This is a genomic window from Pseudonocardia petroleophila, assembly GCF_014235185.1.
Lineage (GTDB): Bacteria > Actinomycetota > Actinomycetes > Mycobacteriales > Pseudonocardiaceae > Pseudonocardia > Pseudonocardia petroleophila.
Window position 1 is genome coordinate 6,113,245 of record NZ_CP060131.1, and the last position, 18,082, is coordinate 6,131,326.

The following is an 18,082-nucleotide window of genomic DNA, read 5'->3' on the forward strand; positions in this document are numbered from 1 at the left end:
GTGTCCCGTACACCGCGATCCGAAGGAGCAACACACATGGCGTCCCCCGCCGACCCGTACACCTTCCTCCCCGAGGTGCCCACGTTCACCGTGACGAGCACCGACGTCGAGGACGGCAAGACCCTCCCCGCCCCGCACACCAGCGGCGCGTTCGGCGTGCCCGACGGCGAGGACCGCTCCCCGCAGCTGAGCTGGTCCGGCTTCCCGGAGGGCACGAAGAGCTTCGCCGTCACCGTCTACGACCCCGACGCGCCCACCGCGTCCGGCTTCTGGCACTGGGCGGCGTTCAACATCCCGGCGTCGGTCACCTCGCTGGACGCCGACGCCGGTGCCCAGGGCGGCGCGAACCTGCCGTCCGGTGCGGTGCAGCTGAAGAACGACGGCGGCTTCGCCGGCTACATCGGCGCGGCCCCGCCCGCCGGCCACGGCCCGCACCGCTACTTCGTCGTGGTGCACGCCGTCGACGTGGAGTCCCTGGAGGTCCCCGCGGACGCCACACCCGCGTTCCTGGGCTTCAACCTGTTCTCCCACACCCTCGGCCGCGCGACGATCACGCCCGTCTTCGAGCAGTGACCGACGCACTTCGGAGCCGTAGCGCTGTTCCGGGGCCTCCCGGACCGCGTCACGGCTCCGAAGTGCGGGTGACCCGGGTGAGGATGGCGTCCAGCGAGCTGTCCGCGAGGGCGCGCATCTCGGCGTCGGTGCGGTCCTGGACGGGGTGCGGCACGAAGACCGCGGGGACCTCCGCGTAGCCCAGCGCCCCGGCCTGGGCCGCTGCCGCGTCGACGAACTCGGTGGACGCGCAGAACGCGACCACCACTCCCCGGGACTCCAGGTCGGCGAAGTCGTGCACACTGCACGACGTGCACGAGCCTCAATCGGCGAGCGCGGAGATCACCACGTCGCACTCGGCGGCGATCTCGCGGCGCAGGTCCGGCGGCAGCGGCTTGGCGAAGGTCGGCTTCGCGTAGCGGCGCACGGCCACCCCGCGCCCGGTCAGCAGCTCCTCCAGCCGGTCGAGGAACACGTCCCCGCGGGGCTTGGAGATGTCCAGCAGCCCCACCCGCACGCCGTCGAGCGACTCCGGGCGGGCGATCGCCCCGCGGTGCGCCGACGCGGTCTCGTCGGTCGGGTCCAGCACGATCACGGTCGAACCTCCCTGGTCACGGGCGTGGAACCGGCGGCGCCGCCGACCCAGCCACCGATCACCGCCGAGAACATCCCGGCACCCCCGCCCGCGTGCACGACCATCAGACCACCGGGGCGGAACTTCGGCAGCGGCTGCGTGGCGCGCGCCGCCGGCACACCCTCCTCGATGCCGCCCGCCCCGCGCACGACCTCGGCCGGGTCGAGCGTGAGCGCCTCGGCGAGCGCGTCCTCCAGGTCGGCCCGGGACCACCCCGCGGCGGCGAAGACCCGCGCGTGCTCCGGGCAGACGACGAGGGTGGCGTCGAAGCCCGTCACCAGCTTCGGGTGCGCCACCGACCGCAGCCCGGCGGCGAGCGAGCGGGCCAGCGAACCGGGTGTCCGGGAGATCTGGTCGGCGATCCCGCGCGGGCCCTCCGCGGCGAACACCGTGACGGCGGAGACCCCCGGCGCGATCCCGCGCGAGACCGACAGCGGCTCCCACGGCGACCCCGCCTCGTCCTCGGCGAAGCAGAACCCGGTCTTGCCGGGATGCCCCAGGGTCGCCCGGTCCACCCCGCCGGGCCGCCCGCCGCCGACGTTGCGGACCACCAGCTGCAGCGCCCGGCCGATCGTCGCGTTGGCGCGGGTGCCCTGGCCGAGTGCGTTCCCGCCGGAGTTGAGCCCGATCTGCCCCGCCACCGGCCCGTTGACGACGATCGCCGGGCCCGCGCCCCACGTCGTGGCGAGCAGGCCGTGGGCGTTGAACTCGTCGGTGCACGCGGCCTCGACGGCGGCCAGCACGACCGGCAGGTACTCGGGGCGGCACCCCGCCAGCACCGCGTTGACCGCCACCTTCTCGACGGTGACGGGCACCAGGTTCGGCGGCACCACGGCCACGACCTCGTCCGGGGCGCGCGTCGTGCCGTCGAGCATCCGCAGCACCCGGGGCCGGGTCGGGGCGACCACCGGGAGACCGTCGGTCCAGCCCCGGTCGAACAGCGCCTCGGCCTCGTCCTCCAGCGCCGTCAGCTCCAGGGGCCGGGAGCGCAGCGTGTGCCCGCGGGCGCGGACCAGCAGCTCGTCGGCCAGCTCCGGGTCCGACGTCCGGGAGCCGCAGCCGGGCCGGTGCTCCGGCAGGCCCTCCCCCAGCCCGTCGACGCCCGTCAGCTCCTCCCAGGCCGGGCGCAGCCACCCCTCGGTGCGCGCCACCTCGGCGCCGTCGGCGAACCGGACGAGCGTCGGGACGGTCTCCACGCCGAGCGCGAGGCTGACCTCCAGGCCCGTGTCGTCGCGGGCGCCCGGCGGGAACGCGGGATCGTCCTGGCTGTAGACCGTGACCCCGGCCAGCCCGGCCAGCACCGGTTCGACGAGCCGGCAGGTGGGGCAGTCGCGCTTGACGACGGCGACGATGCCGTCGCGCGGGAGATCCGGCACGCGGTGATCCTAGAGCGCCGCCCGATCGTCCGCCGTCGCCCGGACCCCGGCCGGTCGCACCGGTGACCCGGCCGGCCGCAGGACGGCCGCAGCGGCGGTCGCGAGCGTGTGCGCCTCGAACGCGAGCCGCGTCCGGTCGCCGGGCAGGGCGCGCTCCGCCAGGAGGCCGGTGACGACGGTCAGCAGGAACCGGGCGTGGTGCTCGAGCTCGCCGGGCGCGAGCGCCCCCTCGTCGCGGAGGTGGGCCAGCCACTTCCCGACGCGGTGCACGGCGAGCCGTTCGAGCGCCAGGAAGGCGTGGACGGCGTCGTCGGACGGGGGCGACGCGACGTAGGCCGCGTGCTGTGCGCGCCAGTGCTCGCGCGCCGGCTCGCCCGTCCCCACCTGCGCCAGCAGCAGTCGCAGGCAGGCCTCGAGCCGTTCGGCCGGCGTGCGTGCGGGGTCCTGCATCGGGTCGTCGGGCAGCTCGAGGGTGTGGATGCCGGCGACCACGGTGTCGACCAGTTCCCGCTGCGTCGGGAAGAAGTGGCGCAGCGACCCGGTGCTGACGCCGGCCCGGGCGGCGACCGCGCGCACGCTGAGCCGGGCCGTCGGGTCCTCGCCGAGCATCGTCGCCGCAGCGATCAGGATCTTGTCTCGCGTGCTCCGCCCCATGCGTCCGCTCCTCCTCTCCGGCTGTCCGCCGCCACTGTCTATCACAGTGTGCTAGCTTCCCGGACTATCACACTGTGCTAGTCGACCGCGGGGAGAGACGATGACGACGACCGACCACCAGCCCTGGCTCCTGCGAGGTGACCACCCGGTGCGGGGTCCCGCGGTGCCGGCCGGCGTCGAGTACCACCGCGTGTACGCGGGGCAGGACCGGCGCATCCTGCGCGGGCTCCTCGCGATCGTGCTGCTCGTGGCGGGGTTCGTCGGGTTCGCGGTCCTGTTCCAGCACCTCTCGGAGGTCCTCGACGCCGCCCTGTACGGACGGTCGGGACCGTCGACGCCGCTGCGGCAGGCCGCGGGCGCGCTGGCCCTGGCCGCGCTGATCCCCTACTCGATGCTGCTGCAACGCGTCCTCTACGGGGTGCCCGCGGGGTCGCTGCACTCGGTGGCGGGCCGCTTCCGCTTCGGGGTCCTCGGCCGGTCGCTGCTGGTGCTCGGGCCGCCGGTCCTCGTCGTGATGGCGATCGGGGCGCTGGGCGGCGTCGACTCCGTCCCGTGGACCACCGCCGACCTCGTCTGGTCCTTCGTGATCGGGATGCTGCTGACCCCGCTCGGCGCGGCCGGTGAGGAGTACGGCTTCCGCGGGCTGATGTTCCGCGTCCTCGGCGGCTGGACCCGCGGAGCCCGGTCCGGGGCGGTCCTCGGCATCGTCGTGACGACCGTGCTGTTCTCGCTCGCGCACGGGACGCTCGACCCGTTCCTGTTCACCTCCTACCTCGTGCTGTTCTCGTCGACGGCGATCGTCACCTGGCGCACGGGCGGGCTCGAGGTCGCCGTCGTCGTGCACGGCGTCTACAACACCGCCGCGCTCGTGCTCGGCACGGCCCTGCACGTCGACATCGGCGCCGAGCTCGCGAGCCGGTCGGAGGCGGTCGGCTCCTGGGCGAACCTCGTCCCCAGCGCGGTGCTGGTCCTCCTCACCGCGGCCGTCTGGTGGGCCACCCGCGGCGGTCCGGCACGCACCCCGCAGGACGCGCGGCCGACGGGCGCGGCCCAGGCCGCCGCAGCGCCCCCGCGGACGCCCGCCGTCCCGACGACGCGGGGCCGGTGACGTCGATGGGTGCGAGGTCGACGGGTGCGAGCTGGAACGAACGCCGCCTGAGCAGGCGCGCGGAGCCGGGCGACGGGCGGGCGCTGCGGCCCTTCCGCTGGTGGCAGGTGATGAGCCGCTCGGTGCTGTCGATCACGCTCCCGGTCCAGGGCCGCCCGGTCGTGCACACGGTCGAGGTCCGGCACGCCGGGGACGCCGTGACGGGGGTGGTCCGCGCCGGGCTGTACGTCGACGGCCGCCTCCGGCTGCAGTCGCCGCTGCCGGCGCGCTTCCCCGTCGCGGGCGGGCACGTCGAGGTCCGCACCAGCCAGGCGGGCATGCGTCGCTGCCGGTTCGTCGGCGACGACGGGACGGTGCGGCGCCTCGTCCCGGACCCGCGGTCCGCCGAGGGGCGGCGCCTGCGCTTCGCGCGCGAGCACCCGACGGCGAGCGGGATCGTCGGGGCCGCCTCGATCCTCGTGCTGCTGATCGGGCTCGGCCTGAACCTGCTGCAGATCGCGGAACCGGTCTCCCGGATCCCGCCGATCGCCGCGGCGTGGGGCACGTTCACCTCGCCGGTGGACCTGCCGCTGTGGCTCAACCTCGCACTCGGCGTCGCTGCGGCGGCCGGTGCCGCCGAGCGCGCGATGCGGCTGCGCCACCACTGGCTCCTCGACGGCGGGGCCGCCACCTGACCCCTCGACCCGACCGTCCACGACGATCTCCGGGCGGCGTCCCGGACGGGTAGCGTGGAGGTCGTCCCGGCGCGCGAGGGGAGACAGGTTGTTCCGATGGTCCGACCGGGGCACCCCGGACGCGGCTCCGGACGACCGCGCCCTCGCCGCCCGCAACGCCGCCACCCAGGCCTTCCTCGCCCTCGACGACGAGCAGCGGGCCACGGCCACGGCGGTCGACGCCGCGGAGGAGCTGGGCACGGGCCGGCGTCTGGGTGAGGCGTGGCGGCAGGTCGCGGTGCTCGGCGACCACGCCACCGAGGCCTACCTGACCGCCACCACCGACACCCCGCCCGGGCGCACCACCCACGCCGCCGACGAGCGGGCCGCCGCGGAGATCGAGCGCGCCCGCGAGGCGATCCGGCGGTTCCGCTCGTCGCACGCGCGGGTGCTGGACGAGGCCGCGCACGTGGTCACCGGCCTGCCGCGGTCGGTGCACGAGGCCCGGGTCGCCCTGGTCGACGCCCGTGCGGCCGTCGCCGGCACCGACGGGGTCCGCTCGCGCCGCGCCGAGGAGCGGCTCGCCGCGGCCGAGCAGTCCGCCCTGCGGCTGGACTCCCCGGGCCTGCGCGAGCGCCGCGACGCCGTCGCCCGCACCCTGGAGCTGGCCCGCGAGGCCCACACCCTCGCCGCCGACGCCCCGCGCACCGCCGCCCAGGTGCGCACCGCGCTGTCCAGCGTCGCCACCCGCCGGGCCGCGGCGCAGACCCGCACCGACCGGATCCCGCCTGCGCTGTCCGGCCTGCGCCGGGAGTTCTCCGAGAAGTGCTCCCGCGACCTCGACGACGCCGAGCGGCGCGCGCAGGCCGCCCTCGTCGCGGCCGACACCGCGGTCGCCGACGCGCGCCGACTCGCCGACGCGGGCGACTGGGACGACGCCGCCGACCAGATCGCCGCCGCCCGCGCCGAGCTGGGCCGGGCCGAGGAGCGCGCCGACGCCGTCACCGACCGGCTCGCGGAGCTGCGCGACGTCCGCGCCGACCCGGCCCGGTACGCCGCCGACGCCCGGTTCGTCGTGCGCGACGCCCAGCGGCTCGTCGTGGACCGGGGGGTCGTGGCCGAGTTCGGGCCCGTCCTCGACGCCCAGTCGGTGCGGCTGCAGAACGCCGTCGACCGCCTCGACGGCGTCCACCCGGACTACTGGTTCTACCTCACCGAGCTGCGCGGGGTCCGCGAGCGCGTCGGGCAGGTCGTGGAGCGGGTGCGGGCGGCGGCCGGCCGCTGACCGCGGGCACGGTCAGACGGTGAGCACCAGCTTCCCGGTGGTGCGCCCGAGCTCCCCGGCGCGGTGCGCGTGCGAGGCGCGCTCCAGCGGGAACGTCTCCGCGACGACGACGCGCAGGTTGCGCTGGTCGACCAGGCGCGCGAGCTCCTCGAGGCCGTCGCCGTCGGGCTCGACCATCATCCCGGTGGCCCGCAGCCCGCGCTCCCGGGCGGCGGCGAGCGCGTCGGCGGCGGCGGCCGAGGGCAGGCAGACCATCAGCCCGTCGGGGTGCAGGACGTCGAGCGAGCGCACGGCGACCTCGCCGCCGATCAGGTCGTACACGACGTCGACGGGGTCGACGACCCGCTCGAACGCCTCCCGCCGGTAGTCGACGGCCTCGTCGACGCCCAGGTCGTGCAGCAGGTCGTGCTTGCCCGACGACGCGGTGCCGATCACGTACGCCCCGCGCGACTTCGCGATCTGCACCGCGAGGTGCCCGACCCCGCCCGCGGCGGCGTGGATCAGCACCCGCTGCCCGGGCTGGACGGCGGCGATGTCGACGAGGCTCTGCCACGCGGTGAGCCCGGCGAGCGGCAGCGCGGCGGCGGCGACCTCGCCGAGCCCGGCCGGACGGTGCGCGAAGTGCCGCGACGGGGCCGTCACGAACTCGGCGTACGCGGCGGCCTGGCGCGGGAACCACGGCATCCCGAACACGGTGTCGCCGACGGCGAACCGGGTGACGCCGACGCCGACGGCGTCGACGGTGCCCGCGACGTCCCAGCCCACGGTGAACGGCGGCTCGCCGAACACCTTCGCCATGCCCGAGCCCGCCCGGGTCTTCCAGTCCACCGGGTTCACCCCGGCGGCGGCCACCCGCACCCGGATCTCGGTCGGCAGCGGCTCCGGGACCGGCGCCGAGCCGAGCACGAGCACCTCGGGGCCGCCGAACGTCCGCTGCGTGATCGCGCGCATCGTCTCCACGGGCGGTTCCTACCAGGGCGCGCGGCCCGACGCCGGGGCGACCGGCGCGATCGGCTCAGTTCGGCGGTGGCTGGTCGATCACCGTCGGTCGGCTGCTGCCCGCGCCCGCCGTGCGCTCCCAGGACAGGAAGCGGTCGGTCTCGGAGAGGAACGCCCCCGCGATCCACAGGGCGACGACGGCGTCGTCGCCCAGGCCGATCAGCCCGAGGAACAGCTCGGGGACCAGGTCGACCGGCGACGCCAGGTACGCCAGCCCGAGGACGATCAGCACGAGCCGCCCGCGGGCCTCCGGGAAGCGCCCGGACGCGGCGGCGGTGACGAGGCGGGGCAGGGCCGTGAGCCGGTCGCCGATGCCGGGGGCGCCGGGGCGGCGGCTCTGCGTGAGCGCCTTCCAGATGGCGCGGAAGGCGGCGACGCGGCGTGGTCCGAGAGTGGGCACACCGGACACAACGCCGACGGGCACCCACACGTTCCCCTGACCCCGGCCCCTCTATCCTGCGCGCATCATGAAGCGCGCACGACTGCTGCCGGCGACCCTGCTGGTCCTGGCCCTGGCCGGCTGCGGGGGGTCGGTGGCCGACCGCGACCGCCCCGACACCACCCGCGAGCGCGCCGCCCCGGCGTCGCCGTTCTGCGCCGCGGTCACCACGACCAACACCGCGCTCGCCCCGCTCAGCTCCCCCACCGCCCAGGGGATCCCGGCCGAGCAGCTGACCAACACCGCCGACGCCGTCCGCGCCGGCACCGCACAGCTCCTCAACACCGCGCCCGAGGAGATCCGGGCCGACGTGGAGCGGTACGTGCGGGTCGTCGACCTGCAGCTCGACGCGCTCGTCGCCAACGGCGGCGACAGCGCCGCGCTCGCCGGCGACCCCGCGTTCACCGCGCAGGTCAACACCCCGGAGAACACGGCCGCGAGCCAGCGGGTCCGCGACTACGTCGCCCGCAACTGCGTGGCGGGCGCGGCGGGCTGACGGCGGTGGACACGACGGTCGCGGGCCAGGTCCTCGACGTCGTGCGCCGCCGGGGCGCCACGGCGGTGTTCGGGCTGCCCGGCGTGCACAACCTGGCGTTCTGGAACGCCGGGACGGCCCCGGTCGTCGTGCGGCACGAGCAGGCGGCGGTGTACGCGGCCGACGGCTGGGCCCGCACGACCGGCCGGCTCGGCGCCGCGGTCGTGACGACCGGTCCGGGGGCGGCCAACGCGGTGGCGGCGTTCGGCGAGGCCGCCGCGGCGCGTTCGCCCGTGCTGCTGGTGGCCTCGGAGATCCCGCAGGCCCTGCGCCGCCCCGGCCGGGTGCGCGGGGTGCTGCACGAGTCGCGCGACCAGGCCGCGCTGTTCGCCCCGCTCGCGAAGGCGGTGTTCACCCCGCGCACGCCCGCCGACGTCGCCGCGGTGATCGAGGAGGCCGCCGCGACGGCGCTCGCGCACCCGCGCGGCCCGGTCTACCTCGACGTCCCCGCCGACGTGCTGGGGCAGCCCGCCGTCGCGCTGCCGCCGGTCGCGGAGCCGGTCGCCGCCCCGGTCACCGGCCTCGACGGGGCCGCGGCCGTGCTCGCCGGGTCCCGGGTCGTGCTGTGGGCGGGAGGTGACGCGGCCGACCACGCCGACGCGGTCGCCGCGCTCGCGGTGCACCTCGCCGCGCCGGTCGTCGCGAGCTTCCGGGGACGCGGCGTGCCGCCCACCGGGCACCCCGCCGCGGTCGGCCTGCCGCCGCACGAGCCCGAGCCCGCGGCGCTGATCGCCTCGGCCGACGTCCTGCTCGCCGTCGGCGGCGACCTCGACGGCATGAACACCCGCAACTGGACGATGCCGCGCCCGCCGCGGCTGGTGCTCGTCGACGCCGCCCCGCCCGTCGACCCGCCGGAGTGGGCGGCGGACGCGACCGTCACCGGACCCCTGGACGCGGCGCTGGCCGGCCTCGTCGCGCGCACCCCCGCCGCGCCGGGACGGGCCCCGGCGGGCCTGCGCGAGGCCGTGCTCGACCGCCTGCGCACCGACCCCGCCACCGCCGAGGCCGTCACCCTGCTCGACGCGGTCGAGCACGCCCGGACGCCCGACACCGTCCTGGTCTGCGACATGGCCGTCGCCGGGTACTGGGTCGGCGGGTACGCCGCGGCGCCCGCACCGCGACGGCTCGCCTACCCCGTCGGCTGGGGCACGCTCGGCTTCGGCCTGCCCGCCGCGCTCGGGGCGGCGGCCGCGGGCCACCCGGTGATCGCGGTGTGCGGCGACGGCGGGCTGATGATGGCGCTGGGCGAGCTGGCCACGCTGGTGCAGGAGCGGCTGCCGGTCGCCGTCCTCGTCGTCGACGACGGCGGCTACGGGATGCTGCGCTACGACCAGCGGCGCGCCGGGCACCCCGAACGGGGCGTCGACCTCGTGACGCCCCACTTCCCCGCGCTCGCCGCCGCGTTCGGCCTCCCCGCGACCGACGTGGCGTCGGTGGCGGAGCTGCGCGGGCCCCTGGCCGCCGCGGTCGCGTCGGGCGGGCCGCACCTGCTGCGCGTCCCGGCCGTCCTGCTGCCCCCGCGCACGACCTCGCCCCGCTGGGCGGAGTGAGCCACTGATGTGACGCAGAGCACAGTGCTCTGCGACCTTTCGCGATATATCGTGATGGCACACGAGCTACTCAGTGCTATCGGAGCAGGAGGCTCGCAACGTCCAGGAGACACGACATGAACAGCCCACGATTCCGGGGACGCCCCCGGCACCCGCGCTTCGGCGCACCCGACACCGCCGGTCCCGGCCCGTTCGCCCGTCCCCCGTTCGCCGGCCCGGCCGACGACGGCACCGACGGACCGCACCGCCACGGCGGCCCCCGCGGCCGACGGCACGGCGGGCCCCGCTTCGGCGGCCCCGGCTTCGGCGGCCCGCCGTTCGGCCCGGGCGGCCGCGGCGGCCCGTTCCCCGGCGGCCCGCGCGGCCGTCGCGGACGCCGCACCTCGCGCGGTGACATCCGCGCCGCCGTCCTCGCCCTGCTCGCCGAGCAGCCGCGACACGGCTACGAGATCATCCAGGAGATCGCCGAGCGGTCCGGTGGCGCCTGGCGCCCCAGCCCCGGCTCGGTCTACCCCACCATCTCCCAGCTCGAGGACGAGGGACTGGCCTCGGTCGAGAAGACCGACGGCCGCCGGGTCGTCTCGCTCACCGCGGCCGGCACGACCTACGTCGCCGAGCACCGCACCGAGCTCGACGCGGTCTGGGAGCAGGTCGGCCGCAGCGCCGAGGAGTGGGCCGACGGCGAGGCGGGCGAGCTGTGGGAGCAGCTCGGCCAGCTCCACGCCGCCGCGCAGCAGGTACTGGCCGCCGGCACGCCGGACCAGGTCACCGCGGCCACCACGGCGCTGACCGAGGCCCGCAAGACGATCTACCGGCTGCTCGCCGAGTAGCCGCCGCCCGTCCCCACCCGGCCCGAGTTGCAGGAAGGCCACCTCGCCGCCACGTCATGGCGGCGAGGTGGCCTTCCTGCCGTCGGGGAGGGGGAGGCGGGGGCCGGTCAGCAGTCCCGCAGCTCCGGGCTCTGGTTGAGCACCTGGCCGCGGGGGCTGATGAACTCGCGGTAGACCGCCGAGTCCACGTCGGCCGGGGCGAACGCGGCCACGCGGTGGCAGTTCTGGAACGCGAGCACCACGCCGAAGTGCCGCTCCAGCGCCCCGCGGATCGCGTTGCTGGCCAGTGCGCGCAGCAGCTGCCCGCGCTCCTGCTCGGACGGCGGCGGCACCTCGTGCTCCCCGAACGGCTTGCCCGGGGCCCGGTCCGCCACGGCGGCCGAGACCGTCGACCAGGCGTAGGGCAGCGAGTCGCGGACGACGGCGACGAACTGCGCGTCGTCCAGCTCGCCGCGCGCGGCGGCGTCGAGCACCGGGGTGGGGACGTCGAGCGACATGCGGTTCTCCTAGCGGGTGGCGGTGGACAGCACCCCGGGCACGAAGCCGGGGTCGATCTGGGCGGCGAGGTCGGTGCCGACGGCCCGGTTGCCCCAGGCCCGGGCGTTGCGCAGGTGGAACTCGACGGTGCCGCGGTGGTAGGCGGCCCAGTCGCGCCGGCGGGCGTCGAGGGCGCTGCGGACGGCGTCGAGCGCCGCGAGGTTCGCCGGCTCGAGCGCGGCGACCGGCTCGACGCTCCCCCGCTCCGCGGCCCGCACCCACGCCGACTGCCCGAACCAGCCGATCAGCGCGTCCCCGACCTGCTCCCGCAGGTAGTCGACGTCGGCGACGTCGGCGACCTTGTTGCCCAGCACGGCGAGCGCCACGCCGTGCCCGGCCGCGTGCTCGGCGTACTGCCGGAACACCCCGACGCCGCGCCGGGTCGGCTCGCTGACCAGGACCGTCAGGTCGAAGCGGGTGAACAGGCCGGACGCGAAGGCGTCGGCACCCGCGGTCATGTCGACGACGACGTACTCGCCCGGACCGTCGACGAGGTGGTTGAGGTAGAGCTCCACCGCGCCGGTCTTGGAGTGGTAGCAGGAGACGCCGATGTCGGCCTCGTCGAACTCGCCGGTGACGAGGTGGCGCACCCCGGCGACCTCGACGGAGTACCGGGTGAGCAGCTCGCCCGCGGGGTCGAGGTCGAGCATCCGCGACCCCGTGCCCGGCGGCGTGGTCTTGATCATGGAGTCGGCCGAGGCGATCCGCGGGTTCGTGCCGCGCAGGTGGTCCTTGAGCCAGACGAGGTCCGACCCCAGCGGGCGCGGCGGCTCCCCGTCGTACCCGAGCGCCTGGCCCAGGTGCTGGTTGATGTCGGCGTCGATCGCCAGCACCGGGTGCCCCTGCTCGGCGAGGTGACGGCTGAACACCGCCGCCGACGTCGTCTTCCCGCTACCGCCCTTGCCGACGAACGCGATGCGCACCCGGCCTCCCCTCACTCGTCCCGACCCTGCCAGAACGGTGATGATAAGCGTTGTCACTTTCGGGTGAGAGCGCTCGGGGGTGGGCGACGGTGCGTCAGCGGCGGCGGCGCGCCAGCACCTCGCGCAGCGGCGGGACGACGACGCCGTCGGCCGCGAGCTTGCGCCGGGCCCGGCGTCGGGCGACGAGGATCCCGACCGTCGCGAACGCCCAGATCACGTACTGCACCGTCCACGCCGCCCGGAACGCCTCCGGCGAGTACCCGCCCGCACTGAGCCCGAGCACCACACCGACGGCCTGCGCGACCAGCAGCGACGCGAGGAACCCGCCGATGTTGACGATCCCGACCGCGGTGCCCTGGCGGTGGCCGGGGTTGAACGTGCGCGCGTAGTCGAAGCCGATCATCGAGCCCGGGCCGCCGAGCGCCAGCACCACGACGAGCCCGACGAGCAGCCAGTGCGGGGCGGGCGGCGGCACCAGCAGCACGACCGTCCAGGTGCCGGCCGTCAGCGCGATGACGGCGAGCACCAGCCAGGAGCGCCGCAGCGGGTGGCGGGCGGTGAACTCGCCGAACAGCGGCCCCGCGACGATCCCGACGGCGACGAACAGCGTCAGCAGGGCGCTCGCCTGTCCGGAGCTGAACCCCTGCCCGGCGACCAGGTAGGGCACGCCCCACAGCAGCGCGAACACCGTGCCGGAGAACTGGGTGCCCATGTGGGTCCAGAGCCCGAGCCGCGTGCCCGGTTCGCGCCAGGACTTCTTCAGCCCGTCGACGATCTCCCGCGGCGACGGCGCTGGCGGCGGCGGGGCGGCCCCCGGCGGGCGGTTGCGGACGACGAGCAGCACCGCGATCGCGACGAACACGCCGAGCGCCGCGGCCGAGAGGAACGCGGTCGTCCAACCCGGCCCGTAGAGCAGCGCGGCGAGCGGCAGCGCGGAGAGCACCTGCCCGAGCTGCCCGAGCAGGCCGGTGAGCTGCGTCATCAGCGGGACCCGGCGCACCGGGAACCAGGCGTTGACGACGGCGAGCACGCTGATGAACGTCAGCGCGTCCCCGGTGCCGACGAGCACGCGCGCGGCGATGGCCAGCGGCAGCGACGTGGCCAGCGCGAGCGCGACCTGCCCGGCCGCCATCGTCAGCGCCCCGACCACGACGAGCCGCTTGGCCCCGAACCGGTCGAGCAGCACGCCGACCGGGATCTGCAGGCTCGCGTAGACCAGCAGCTGCAGCACCACGAACCCGGACAGGACCGCGGGCGGGGCGGCGAACCGGTCGGCCGCCTCCAGCCCGGCGACGCCGAACGAGGTGCGGTGCATGACACCGACGAGGTAGGCCGACAGGGCGACGACCCACACCGCCCAGATGCGGCGGGAGGGGGTCGTCCTCGGCGTCGAGGTGGGGGCGAGCGCGTCCATGTCCCACCCATGGTGCGCGATGGGGGGCCGGAACGGGATGCTGTGCGGGCAGGTTCACGTTGTGCGAATGGACCGCCGTCGGAAAGTGGGAGGTGCGCGGTGCTGGAACCGGCCGAGCTGTACGAGATCGTGGACGACGCCCCGGCGCTCGAGGAGCCCGTGCTGATCGTGGCGCTGGACGGTTTCGTCGACGCCGGCAACGCCGGGCGACTGGCGCTGGAGGCGCTGGAGACCAGCGGGAGCTCGTCGACGACGATCGTGAGGTTCGACGTCGACCAGCTCGTCGACTACCGGTCGCGGCGGCCCCCGCTGCGCTTCGAGTCCGACCGCTGGGCGGCCTACCACGGGCCCGAGCTCGACATCGTCGCGCTCACCGACACCGCCGACACGCAGTACCTGCTGCTGTCGGGCCCCGAGCCGGACACGCAGTGGGAGCGGTTCTCCGCGGCCGTCGAGCAGCTGGTGCAGCGGCTCGGCGTCCGGCTGGTGATCAACCTCACCGCGATCCCGATGGCCGTGCCGCACACCCGACCCATCGGGGTCACCGTGCACGGCACGCGCCCGGAGCTGACCGAGGGCCACGAGGCCTGGTTCGCCACCGCCGAGGTGCCCGGCAGCGCGGTCGCGCTGATGGAGTTCCGGCTCGGCGAGGCGGGGCACGACGCGATGGGCTTCGCGGTGCACGTCCCGCACTACCTCGCCCGCTCGGAGTACCCGCAGGCCGCGCGCGTGCTGCTCGACCACGTCGGGCTCGCCGCCGGGCTCTACCTGCCGACCGAGTCGCTCTCGGCCGCCGCGGAGCGCGCGGAGGCGGAGATCGCCGAGCAGGTCGCGGGCTCCGAGGAGGTGGCGCAGGTCGTCTCCGCCCTGGAGCGGCAGTACGACACGGTGTCGTCCGGGCGCGGCGAGCGCGGCGGCATGGGCCTGTCCGGCGAGCTGCCCAGCGCCGACGAGCTCGCGGCCGAGGTGGAGAAGTTCCTGGCCGACCAGGACGACGAGAAGGACGGCGACGGGGGCCCGGGGCCGGTCACCCCGGGCTGACCTGCCGCCCCCCGCTCAGACGCGCGTCTCGCAGTTGCGCAGCACGTCCCCGGCGTCGGCGCGCACGACGTCGACGCCGGGTCCACAGTCGACGACGTCGACCTCGCCGTCGGCGACCCGCACGTCGTCGTCCCCGGCACCCGCCGAGACGACGTCGCGCCCGGCTCCGGCGTCGATCACGTCGGCGCCCGCCCCGGCGTCGATCGTGTCGGCGTCGGCGCCGCCGGAGATCTCGTCGGCCCCGTCGCCGGTGCGCAGGACGTCGCGCCCGGCTCCGCCCAGGACGCAGTCGTCGCCGCCCAGCAGGTCCGCGGCGTCGTCCCCGCCGAGCAGGTCGACGCGGTCGCCCGCCGCCGTGCCGCGGACGACGTCGCCCCGCGCGGTGCCCGTGCGGCCCGGCTGCGGCGCGCTCTGGCACGCCGTGCGCCGCACCGGCTCGAAGTCGTAGGTGGTGGTCGTGCCGGCGGAGGTGAACCGGGCGGTGTCGAAGGCGCCCGCGATCCCCGCGTCGTTCGACGAGGTGTCGCCCGCGTTGAGCGCGACCAGGAACGCCGTGCTGCCCGCCGGGAGGTCGTCGAGGGAGTCGCCGCAGGTCAGGTCCTCGCGCGCGGTCACGGCCGTCGCCGCGGTGGACGCCCCGAGGGTGAGCGTGTGCCAGCCGTCGCCGCCGGCGGTCGCCGCGTAGTCGTAGCGGCACTCGTAGAAGCTCGCGGGCGGGGTCGCGTCCTGCGCGCTGTCGACGTAGACGTTGACGTAGTACTGCTCGGGCGCCTTGTTCGCCGCCGCCGGGTCGATGTAGTAGTCGACCGACAGGCCGAGCGTCGCGGTCGGCAGCGTCACCAGGCGCTGGATGATGAACTTGCTCGCCGCCGGGGTCGCCGCGATCGGCCCGAACCGCACCGCCCCCGTGCCGCTGGTCTGCGGGCCCGCCACGAACTCGTAGGCCGTGGCGTTGGGAGCGGGCGAGACCGCCCAGCCCTTCAGGTCGTCGGGGGTGACGACGACCGTCGTGCCGGGCTGGGCGGCGGACGCCGCGGCGGGGGCGAGGACGAGCGCGGCGGCGACGGACGCGACGGCGAGTCCGGTGCGGGCGAGGGTGGGGTTCATGGCGGCGGCTCCTGGTGACGAGGCGTGGTGACCTGTCCCCGGGGTTCGCCGGCCCGCGACCGTCCGTTAGCGCCGTTCGCCACGGTTCACTCGGCCGAATGGAGCAGCTTGACTCCTGACTACCCCACGACGTCGAGCGCGGCGCCGACGATGCTGTCGGCGTCGAGGCCGTGGTGGCGGAACACCGACTCGAGGTCGCCGGACTGCCCGAAGCGCGAGACGCCCAGGTGGGTGGCCGGGACGCGGTTGATCCCGGCCAGGAACGCGAGCGTGTGCGGGTGCCCGTCGAGCACCGTGACCAGCGGGGCCGCGCGGCGCGCCGGGAAGGCGGCGTCGAGGATCCAGCTCTCGGCGTCGCCGCGACCGGCGCGGGCCTGCACGGCGTCGAACACGAGCCCGGGGCTCGTCACGCAGACGACGTCGCACGGGTGGCCCTGCGCCTCCAGGCGCTCCGCCGCGGCGAGCGCCTCCGGCACCACCGCCCCCATCACCGCGATCGTCACGGCCGGGGCCGCGGCGCTGCGGCGCAGCGGGTACGCGCCCGCGACGACCTGACGCCGCCTGCGCTCCCGCGCGGCCGGGTCGGCGGGCATCGCGGCGAGCGACTGGTCGACCGGGCGCGTCGAGAGCCGCAGGTAGGCCGACCGGCCGCCGGGGCGGCCGAGCCGGGCCAGCGACGCCAGCAGGGTCCACTCGACGTCGATCGCGAACGCGGGCTCGTAGCTCGTGCAGTCCGGCTGCTCCAGGCCCACCGACGGCGTGGTGATCGACTGGTGCGCGCCGCCCTCCGGGGCCAGCGCGACCCCGGACGGCGTGCCGACCAGGATCGACTGCCCGCCCGCGTACATCCCGAACGACCACGGCTCCAGCGCGCGCTCGACGAACGGGTCGTAGAGGACGCCGATGGGCAGCAGCGGGGCGCCCCAGCGGCTCCAGGTGGCCCCCAGCTCGCCGAGCAGCCCCACCAGGTTGGTCTCGGCGATGCCCAGCTCCAGGTGCTGGCCGTCGGGGCGCTCGCGCCAGTGCAGGATCGTCTCGGGGTCGTCGGCGAACCAGTCGACCTGCTCGCGCGCGGCCCACACCCCGACCTTGTTGACCCAGCCGCCGAGGTTGGTGGAGCTCGACACGTCCGGGCACAGCGTGACGACCCGCTTCGCCGCCTCGGGGGCGGCGCGGGTGAGGTCGAGCAGCGCCCGGCCCAGCGCCGCCTGCGTGGTGGCGGTGCCGGACGGGGTGCGCCCGATGTCGGTGGGCAGCGCCGGGACCGCCTCGACGGTGACGGGCTCGCGCCGCAGCCGCTCCCCCACCTCCGCGCACACGGCGGCGGCCGCGTCGTCGGCCAGCGGCGCCCACGGGTCCTCGACGTCGGCGCCGACGGCGGCGGCCAGCTCCGCGAACTGCTCGTGGGTGAGCAGCGACGAGTGGTTCTGCGGGTGTCCCTCGCTGGCCAGGCCGTGGCCCTTGACGGTGTAGGCGAAGACCACCGTGGGCCGGGTGTCGTCGATCGCGGCGAACGCGGTGCGCAGGGCGCTGAGGTCGTGGCCGCCGAGGTTGCGGATGGCCGCGTGCAGCGTCGGGTCGTCGAGGCCGGCGACGAGCTCGGCGAGCTTCGCGTCGTCCCCGGGGAGCCGTTCGCGCAGCTGGGCCGGGGTGCAGCGGAGCAGCCGCTGGTACTCCGGGTTGGGCATCTCGTCGATCCGGGCACGCAGGGCGTCGCCGCCGGGGCGGGTGAACAGCTCCTCCAGCAGTGCCCCGTACTTGACGGTGAGGACCTGCCAGCCCGCGGCGTCGAACATGCCCTGCAGACGGGTGGCCCCGATGTTGGGGACGACGCGGTCGAGGCTCTGCCGGTTGAGGTCGACGATCCAGACGATCTCGCCGAGGTCGCCGACCATCGGGTCGAGGACGGCCTCCCAGCAGGCGCCCTCGTCGAGCTCGGCGTCGCCGACCAGGGAGTACTGACGGCCCTCCCCCGCCCGGACGTAGCGGCGGGCGATCGCGCCCCAGATCGGGGCGGTGGCGCCGATGCCGACCGAGCCCGTCGAGTAGTCGACGGGGTCGGGGTCCTTGGAGCGGCTCGGGTAGCTCTGCAGGCCGCCGAACTCGCGCAGCGTCTCCAGCTTCTCCGCGGGCAGCTCGCCGAGGAGGTGGTTGATCGCGTGCAGGACGGGCGAGGCGTGCGGCTTGACCGACACCCGGTCCTCGCGCCGCAGGTGCTCGAACCAGAGCGCGGTCATGATCGTCACCATCGACGCGCTCGACGCCTGGTGCCCGCCGACCTTCAGCCCGCTCGGGTTCGGCCGCACCCGGTTGGCGTGGTGCACGATCGCGGTCGCCAGCCACAGGACCCGCTGCTCGATGGTGCGCAGGACGTCGTCGCTCATCCCCCCACTGCACCACCGGGACGAGGTGTGCACAACCGAGGACGTTCTCGTTGGGCAGAAC

The 18,082-nt window shown here is 75.9% G+C and carries 18 protein-coding genes; 8 read left to right on the forward strand and 10 right to left on the reverse strand.

Annotated features, from left to right (window positions below):
• The first annotated feature begins 36 nt into the window (after positions 1–36).
• On the forward strand, positions 37–573 hold the full coding sequence (locus tag H6H00_RS29945) for a YbhB/YbcL family Raf kinase inhibitor-like protein (RefSeq protein ID WP_185718964.1): 537 nt from the start codon (positions 37–39) through the stop codon (positions 571–573).
• A gap of 49 nt (positions 574–622) precedes the next feature.
• On the opposite strand, the gene H6H00_RS32715 is transcribed toward H6H00_RS29945, so the two are convergent.
• Genes H6H00_RS32715 through H6H00_RS29965 form a run of 3 tightly spaced genes read right to left on the reverse strand, consistent with a single transcriptional unit; the run spans position 623 to position 3,216 of the window.
• On the reverse strand, positions 623–1,147 hold the full coding sequence (locus H6H00_RS32715; protein ID WP_304633001.1) for a UGSC family (seleno)protein: 525 nt from the start codon (positions 1,145–1,147) through the stop codon (positions 623–625).
• Complete coding sequence (locus H6H00_RS29960) at positions 1,144–2,562, reverse strand: thioredoxin family protein (protein WP_185718967.1); 1,419 nt, start codon at positions 2,560–2,562, stop codon at positions 1,144–1,146. Before H6H00_RS29960 ends, H6H00_RS32715 begins: the two co-directional genes overlap by 4 nt.
• A gap of 9 nt (positions 2,563–2,571) precedes the next feature.
• Positions 2,572–3,216, reverse strand: a complete 645-nt coding sequence (locus H6H00_RS29965; protein WP_185718968.1) for a TetR/AcrR family transcriptional regulator — start codon at positions 3,214–3,216, stop codon at positions 2,572–2,574.
• A 100-nt stretch (positions 3,217–3,316) separates the two neighbouring features.
• Here H6H00_RS29965 and H6H00_RS29970 point away from each other — a divergent pair, with 100 nt between their 5' ends.
• From H6H00_RS29970 to H6H00_RS29980, 3 genes are all read left to right on the forward strand, one after another.
• Entirely contained in the window at positions 3,317–4,324 is a 1,008-nt protein-coding gene (locus H6H00_RS29970) for a CPBP family intramembrane glutamic endopeptidase (RefSeq protein ID WP_185718969.1), read from the forward strand.
• 5 nt (positions 4,325–4,329) lie between these two features.
• Positions 4,330–4,998: a hypothetical protein gene (locus tag H6H00_RS29975; protein WP_185718970.1), complete on the forward strand. Its 669-nt coding sequence runs from the start codon at positions 4,330–4,332 to the stop codon at positions 4,996–4,998.
• An 88-nt stretch (positions 4,999–5,086) separates the two neighbouring features.
• On the forward strand, positions 5,087–6,262 hold the full coding sequence (locus H6H00_RS29980) for a hypothetical protein (RefSeq protein WP_185718971.1): 1,176 nt from the start codon (positions 5,087–5,089) through the stop codon (positions 6,260–6,262).
• Between the two features lie 12 nt (positions 6,263–6,274).
• Here H6H00_RS29980 and H6H00_RS29985 read toward each other — a convergent pair whose 3' ends face one another.
• Both H6H00_RS29985 and H6H00_RS29990 read right to left on the reverse strand, forming a co-directional pair.
• On the reverse strand, positions 6,275–7,213 hold the full coding sequence (locus H6H00_RS29985; protein ID WP_185722884.1) for an NADP-dependent oxidoreductase: 939 nt from the start codon (positions 7,211–7,213) through the stop codon (positions 6,275–6,277).
• A 64-nt stretch (positions 7,214–7,277) separates the two neighbouring features.
• On the reverse strand, positions 7,278–7,661 hold the full coding sequence (locus tag H6H00_RS29990) for a YkvA family protein (protein WP_185718972.1): 384 nt from the start codon (positions 7,659–7,661) through the stop codon (positions 7,278–7,280).
• A gap of 67 nt (positions 7,662–7,728) precedes the next feature.
• On the opposite strand from H6H00_RS29990, the gene H6H00_RS29995 reads away from it, so the two are divergent.
• The 3 genes from H6H00_RS29995 (at position 7,729) to H6H00_RS30005 (ending at position 10,615) form a co-directional block, all read left to right on the forward strand.
• On the forward strand, positions 7,729–8,196 hold the full coding sequence (locus H6H00_RS29995) for a hypothetical protein (RefSeq protein ID WP_185718973.1): 468 nt from the start codon (positions 7,729–7,731) through the stop codon (positions 8,194–8,196).
• 5 nt (positions 8,197–8,201) lie between these two features.
• Positions 8,202–9,785, forward strand: a complete 1,584-nt coding sequence (locus tag H6H00_RS30000) for a thiamine pyrophosphate-binding protein (protein ID WP_185718974.1) — start codon at positions 8,202–8,204, stop codon at positions 9,783–9,785.
• A gap of 116 nt (positions 9,786–9,901) precedes the next feature.
• The gene (locus H6H00_RS30005; protein ID WP_185718975.1) at positions 9,902–10,615 is read left to right on the forward strand and encodes a PadR family transcriptional regulator; all 714 of its coding nucleotides are present in this window, start codon (positions 9,902–9,904) and stop codon (positions 10,613–10,615) included.
• 107 nt (positions 10,616–10,722) lie between these two features.
• On the opposite strand, the gene H6H00_RS30010 is transcribed toward H6H00_RS30005, so the two are convergent.
• The 3 genes from H6H00_RS30010 to H6H00_RS30020 form a co-directional block, all read right to left on the reverse strand.
• Entirely contained in the window at positions 10,723–11,112 is a 390-nt protein-coding gene (locus H6H00_RS30010) for an SCO5389 family protein (RefSeq protein ID WP_185718976.1), read from the reverse strand.
• Positions 11,113–11,121: 9 nt separating this feature from the next.
• Entirely contained in the window at positions 11,122–12,075 is a 954-nt protein-coding gene (locus tag H6H00_RS30015; RefSeq protein ID WP_185718977.1) for an ATP-binding protein, read from the reverse strand.
• 94 nt (positions 12,076–12,169) lie between these two features.
• Positions 12,170–13,489, reverse strand: coding sequence for an MFS transporter (locus H6H00_RS30020; protein WP_185718978.1), 1,320 nt, complete (start codon positions 13,487–13,489; stop codon positions 12,170–12,172).
• 99 nt (positions 13,490–13,588) lie between these two features.
• Between H6H00_RS30020 and H6H00_RS30025 the strand changes: the two genes are divergently transcribed.
• Entirely contained in the window at positions 13,589–14,530 is a 942-nt protein-coding gene (locus H6H00_RS30025) for a proteasome assembly chaperone family protein (protein ID WP_185718979.1), read from the forward strand.
• Between the two features lie 15 nt (positions 14,531–14,545).
• Here the strand turns inward: H6H00_RS30025 and H6H00_RS30030 are convergent, their stop codons facing one another.
• Together H6H00_RS30030 and H6H00_RS30035 are read right to left on the reverse strand one after the other, a co-directional pair.
• Positions 14,546–15,637 (reverse strand): calcium-binding protein, encoded by a 1,092-nt coding sequence (locus H6H00_RS30030; protein ID WP_185718980.1) that lies wholly within the window; start codon positions 15,635–15,637, stop codon positions 14,546–14,548.
• 119 nt (positions 15,638–15,756) lie between these two features.
• Positions 15,757–18,021: a thiamine pyrophosphate-binding protein gene (locus H6H00_RS30035; RefSeq protein WP_185718981.1), complete on the reverse strand. Its 2,265-nt coding sequence runs from the start codon at positions 18,019–18,021 to the stop codon at positions 15,757–15,759.
• Positions 18,022–18,082: the final 61 nt, after the last annotated feature.

Excerpts from the sequence above, each read along its gene's own strand:
- H6H00_RS29945 (WP_185718964.1), top strand. The coding sequence starts at position 37 with ATGGCGTCCCCCGCCGACCCGTACACCTTCCTCCCCGAGGTGCCCACG.
- H6H00_RS29965 (WP_185718968.1), bottom strand. The coding sequence starts at position 3,216 with ATGGGGCGGAGCACGCGAGACAAGATCCTGATCGCTGCGGCGACGATG.
- H6H00_RS29970 (WP_185718969.1), top strand. The coding sequence starts at position 3,317 with ATGACGACGACCGACCACCAGCCCTGGCTCCTGCGAGGTGACCACCCG.
- H6H00_RS29975 (WP_185718970.1), top strand. The coding sequence starts at position 4,330 with ATGGGTGCGAGGTCGACGGGTGCGAGCTGGAACGAACGCCGCCTGAGC.
- H6H00_RS29985 (WP_185722884.1), bottom strand. The coding sequence starts at position 7,213 with ATGCGCGCGATCACGCAGCGGACGTTCGGCGGCCCCGAGGTGCTCGTG.
- H6H00_RS29995 (WP_185718973.1), top strand. The coding sequence starts at position 7,729 with ATGAAGCGCGCACGACTGCTGCCGGCGACCCTGCTGGTCCTGGCCCTG.
- H6H00_RS30005 (WP_185718975.1), top strand. The coding sequence starts at position 9,902 with ATGAACAGCCCACGATTCCGGGGACGCCCCCGGCACCCGCGCTTCGGC.
- H6H00_RS30010 (WP_185718976.1), bottom strand. The coding sequence starts at position 11,112 with ATGTCGCTCGACGTCCCCACCCCGGTGCTCGACGCCGCCGCGCGCGGC.
- H6H00_RS30020 (WP_185718978.1), bottom strand. The coding sequence starts at position 13,489 with ATGGACGCGCTCGCCCCCACCTCGACGCCGAGGACGACCCCCTCCCGC.
- H6H00_RS30030 (WP_185718980.1), bottom strand. The coding sequence starts at position 15,637 with ATGAACCCCACCCTCGCCCGCACCGGACTCGCCGTCGCGTCCGTCGCC.
- H6H00_RS30035 (WP_185718981.1), bottom strand. The coding sequence starts at position 18,021 with ATGAGCGACGACGTCCTGCGCACCATCGAGCAGCGGGTCCTGTGGCTG.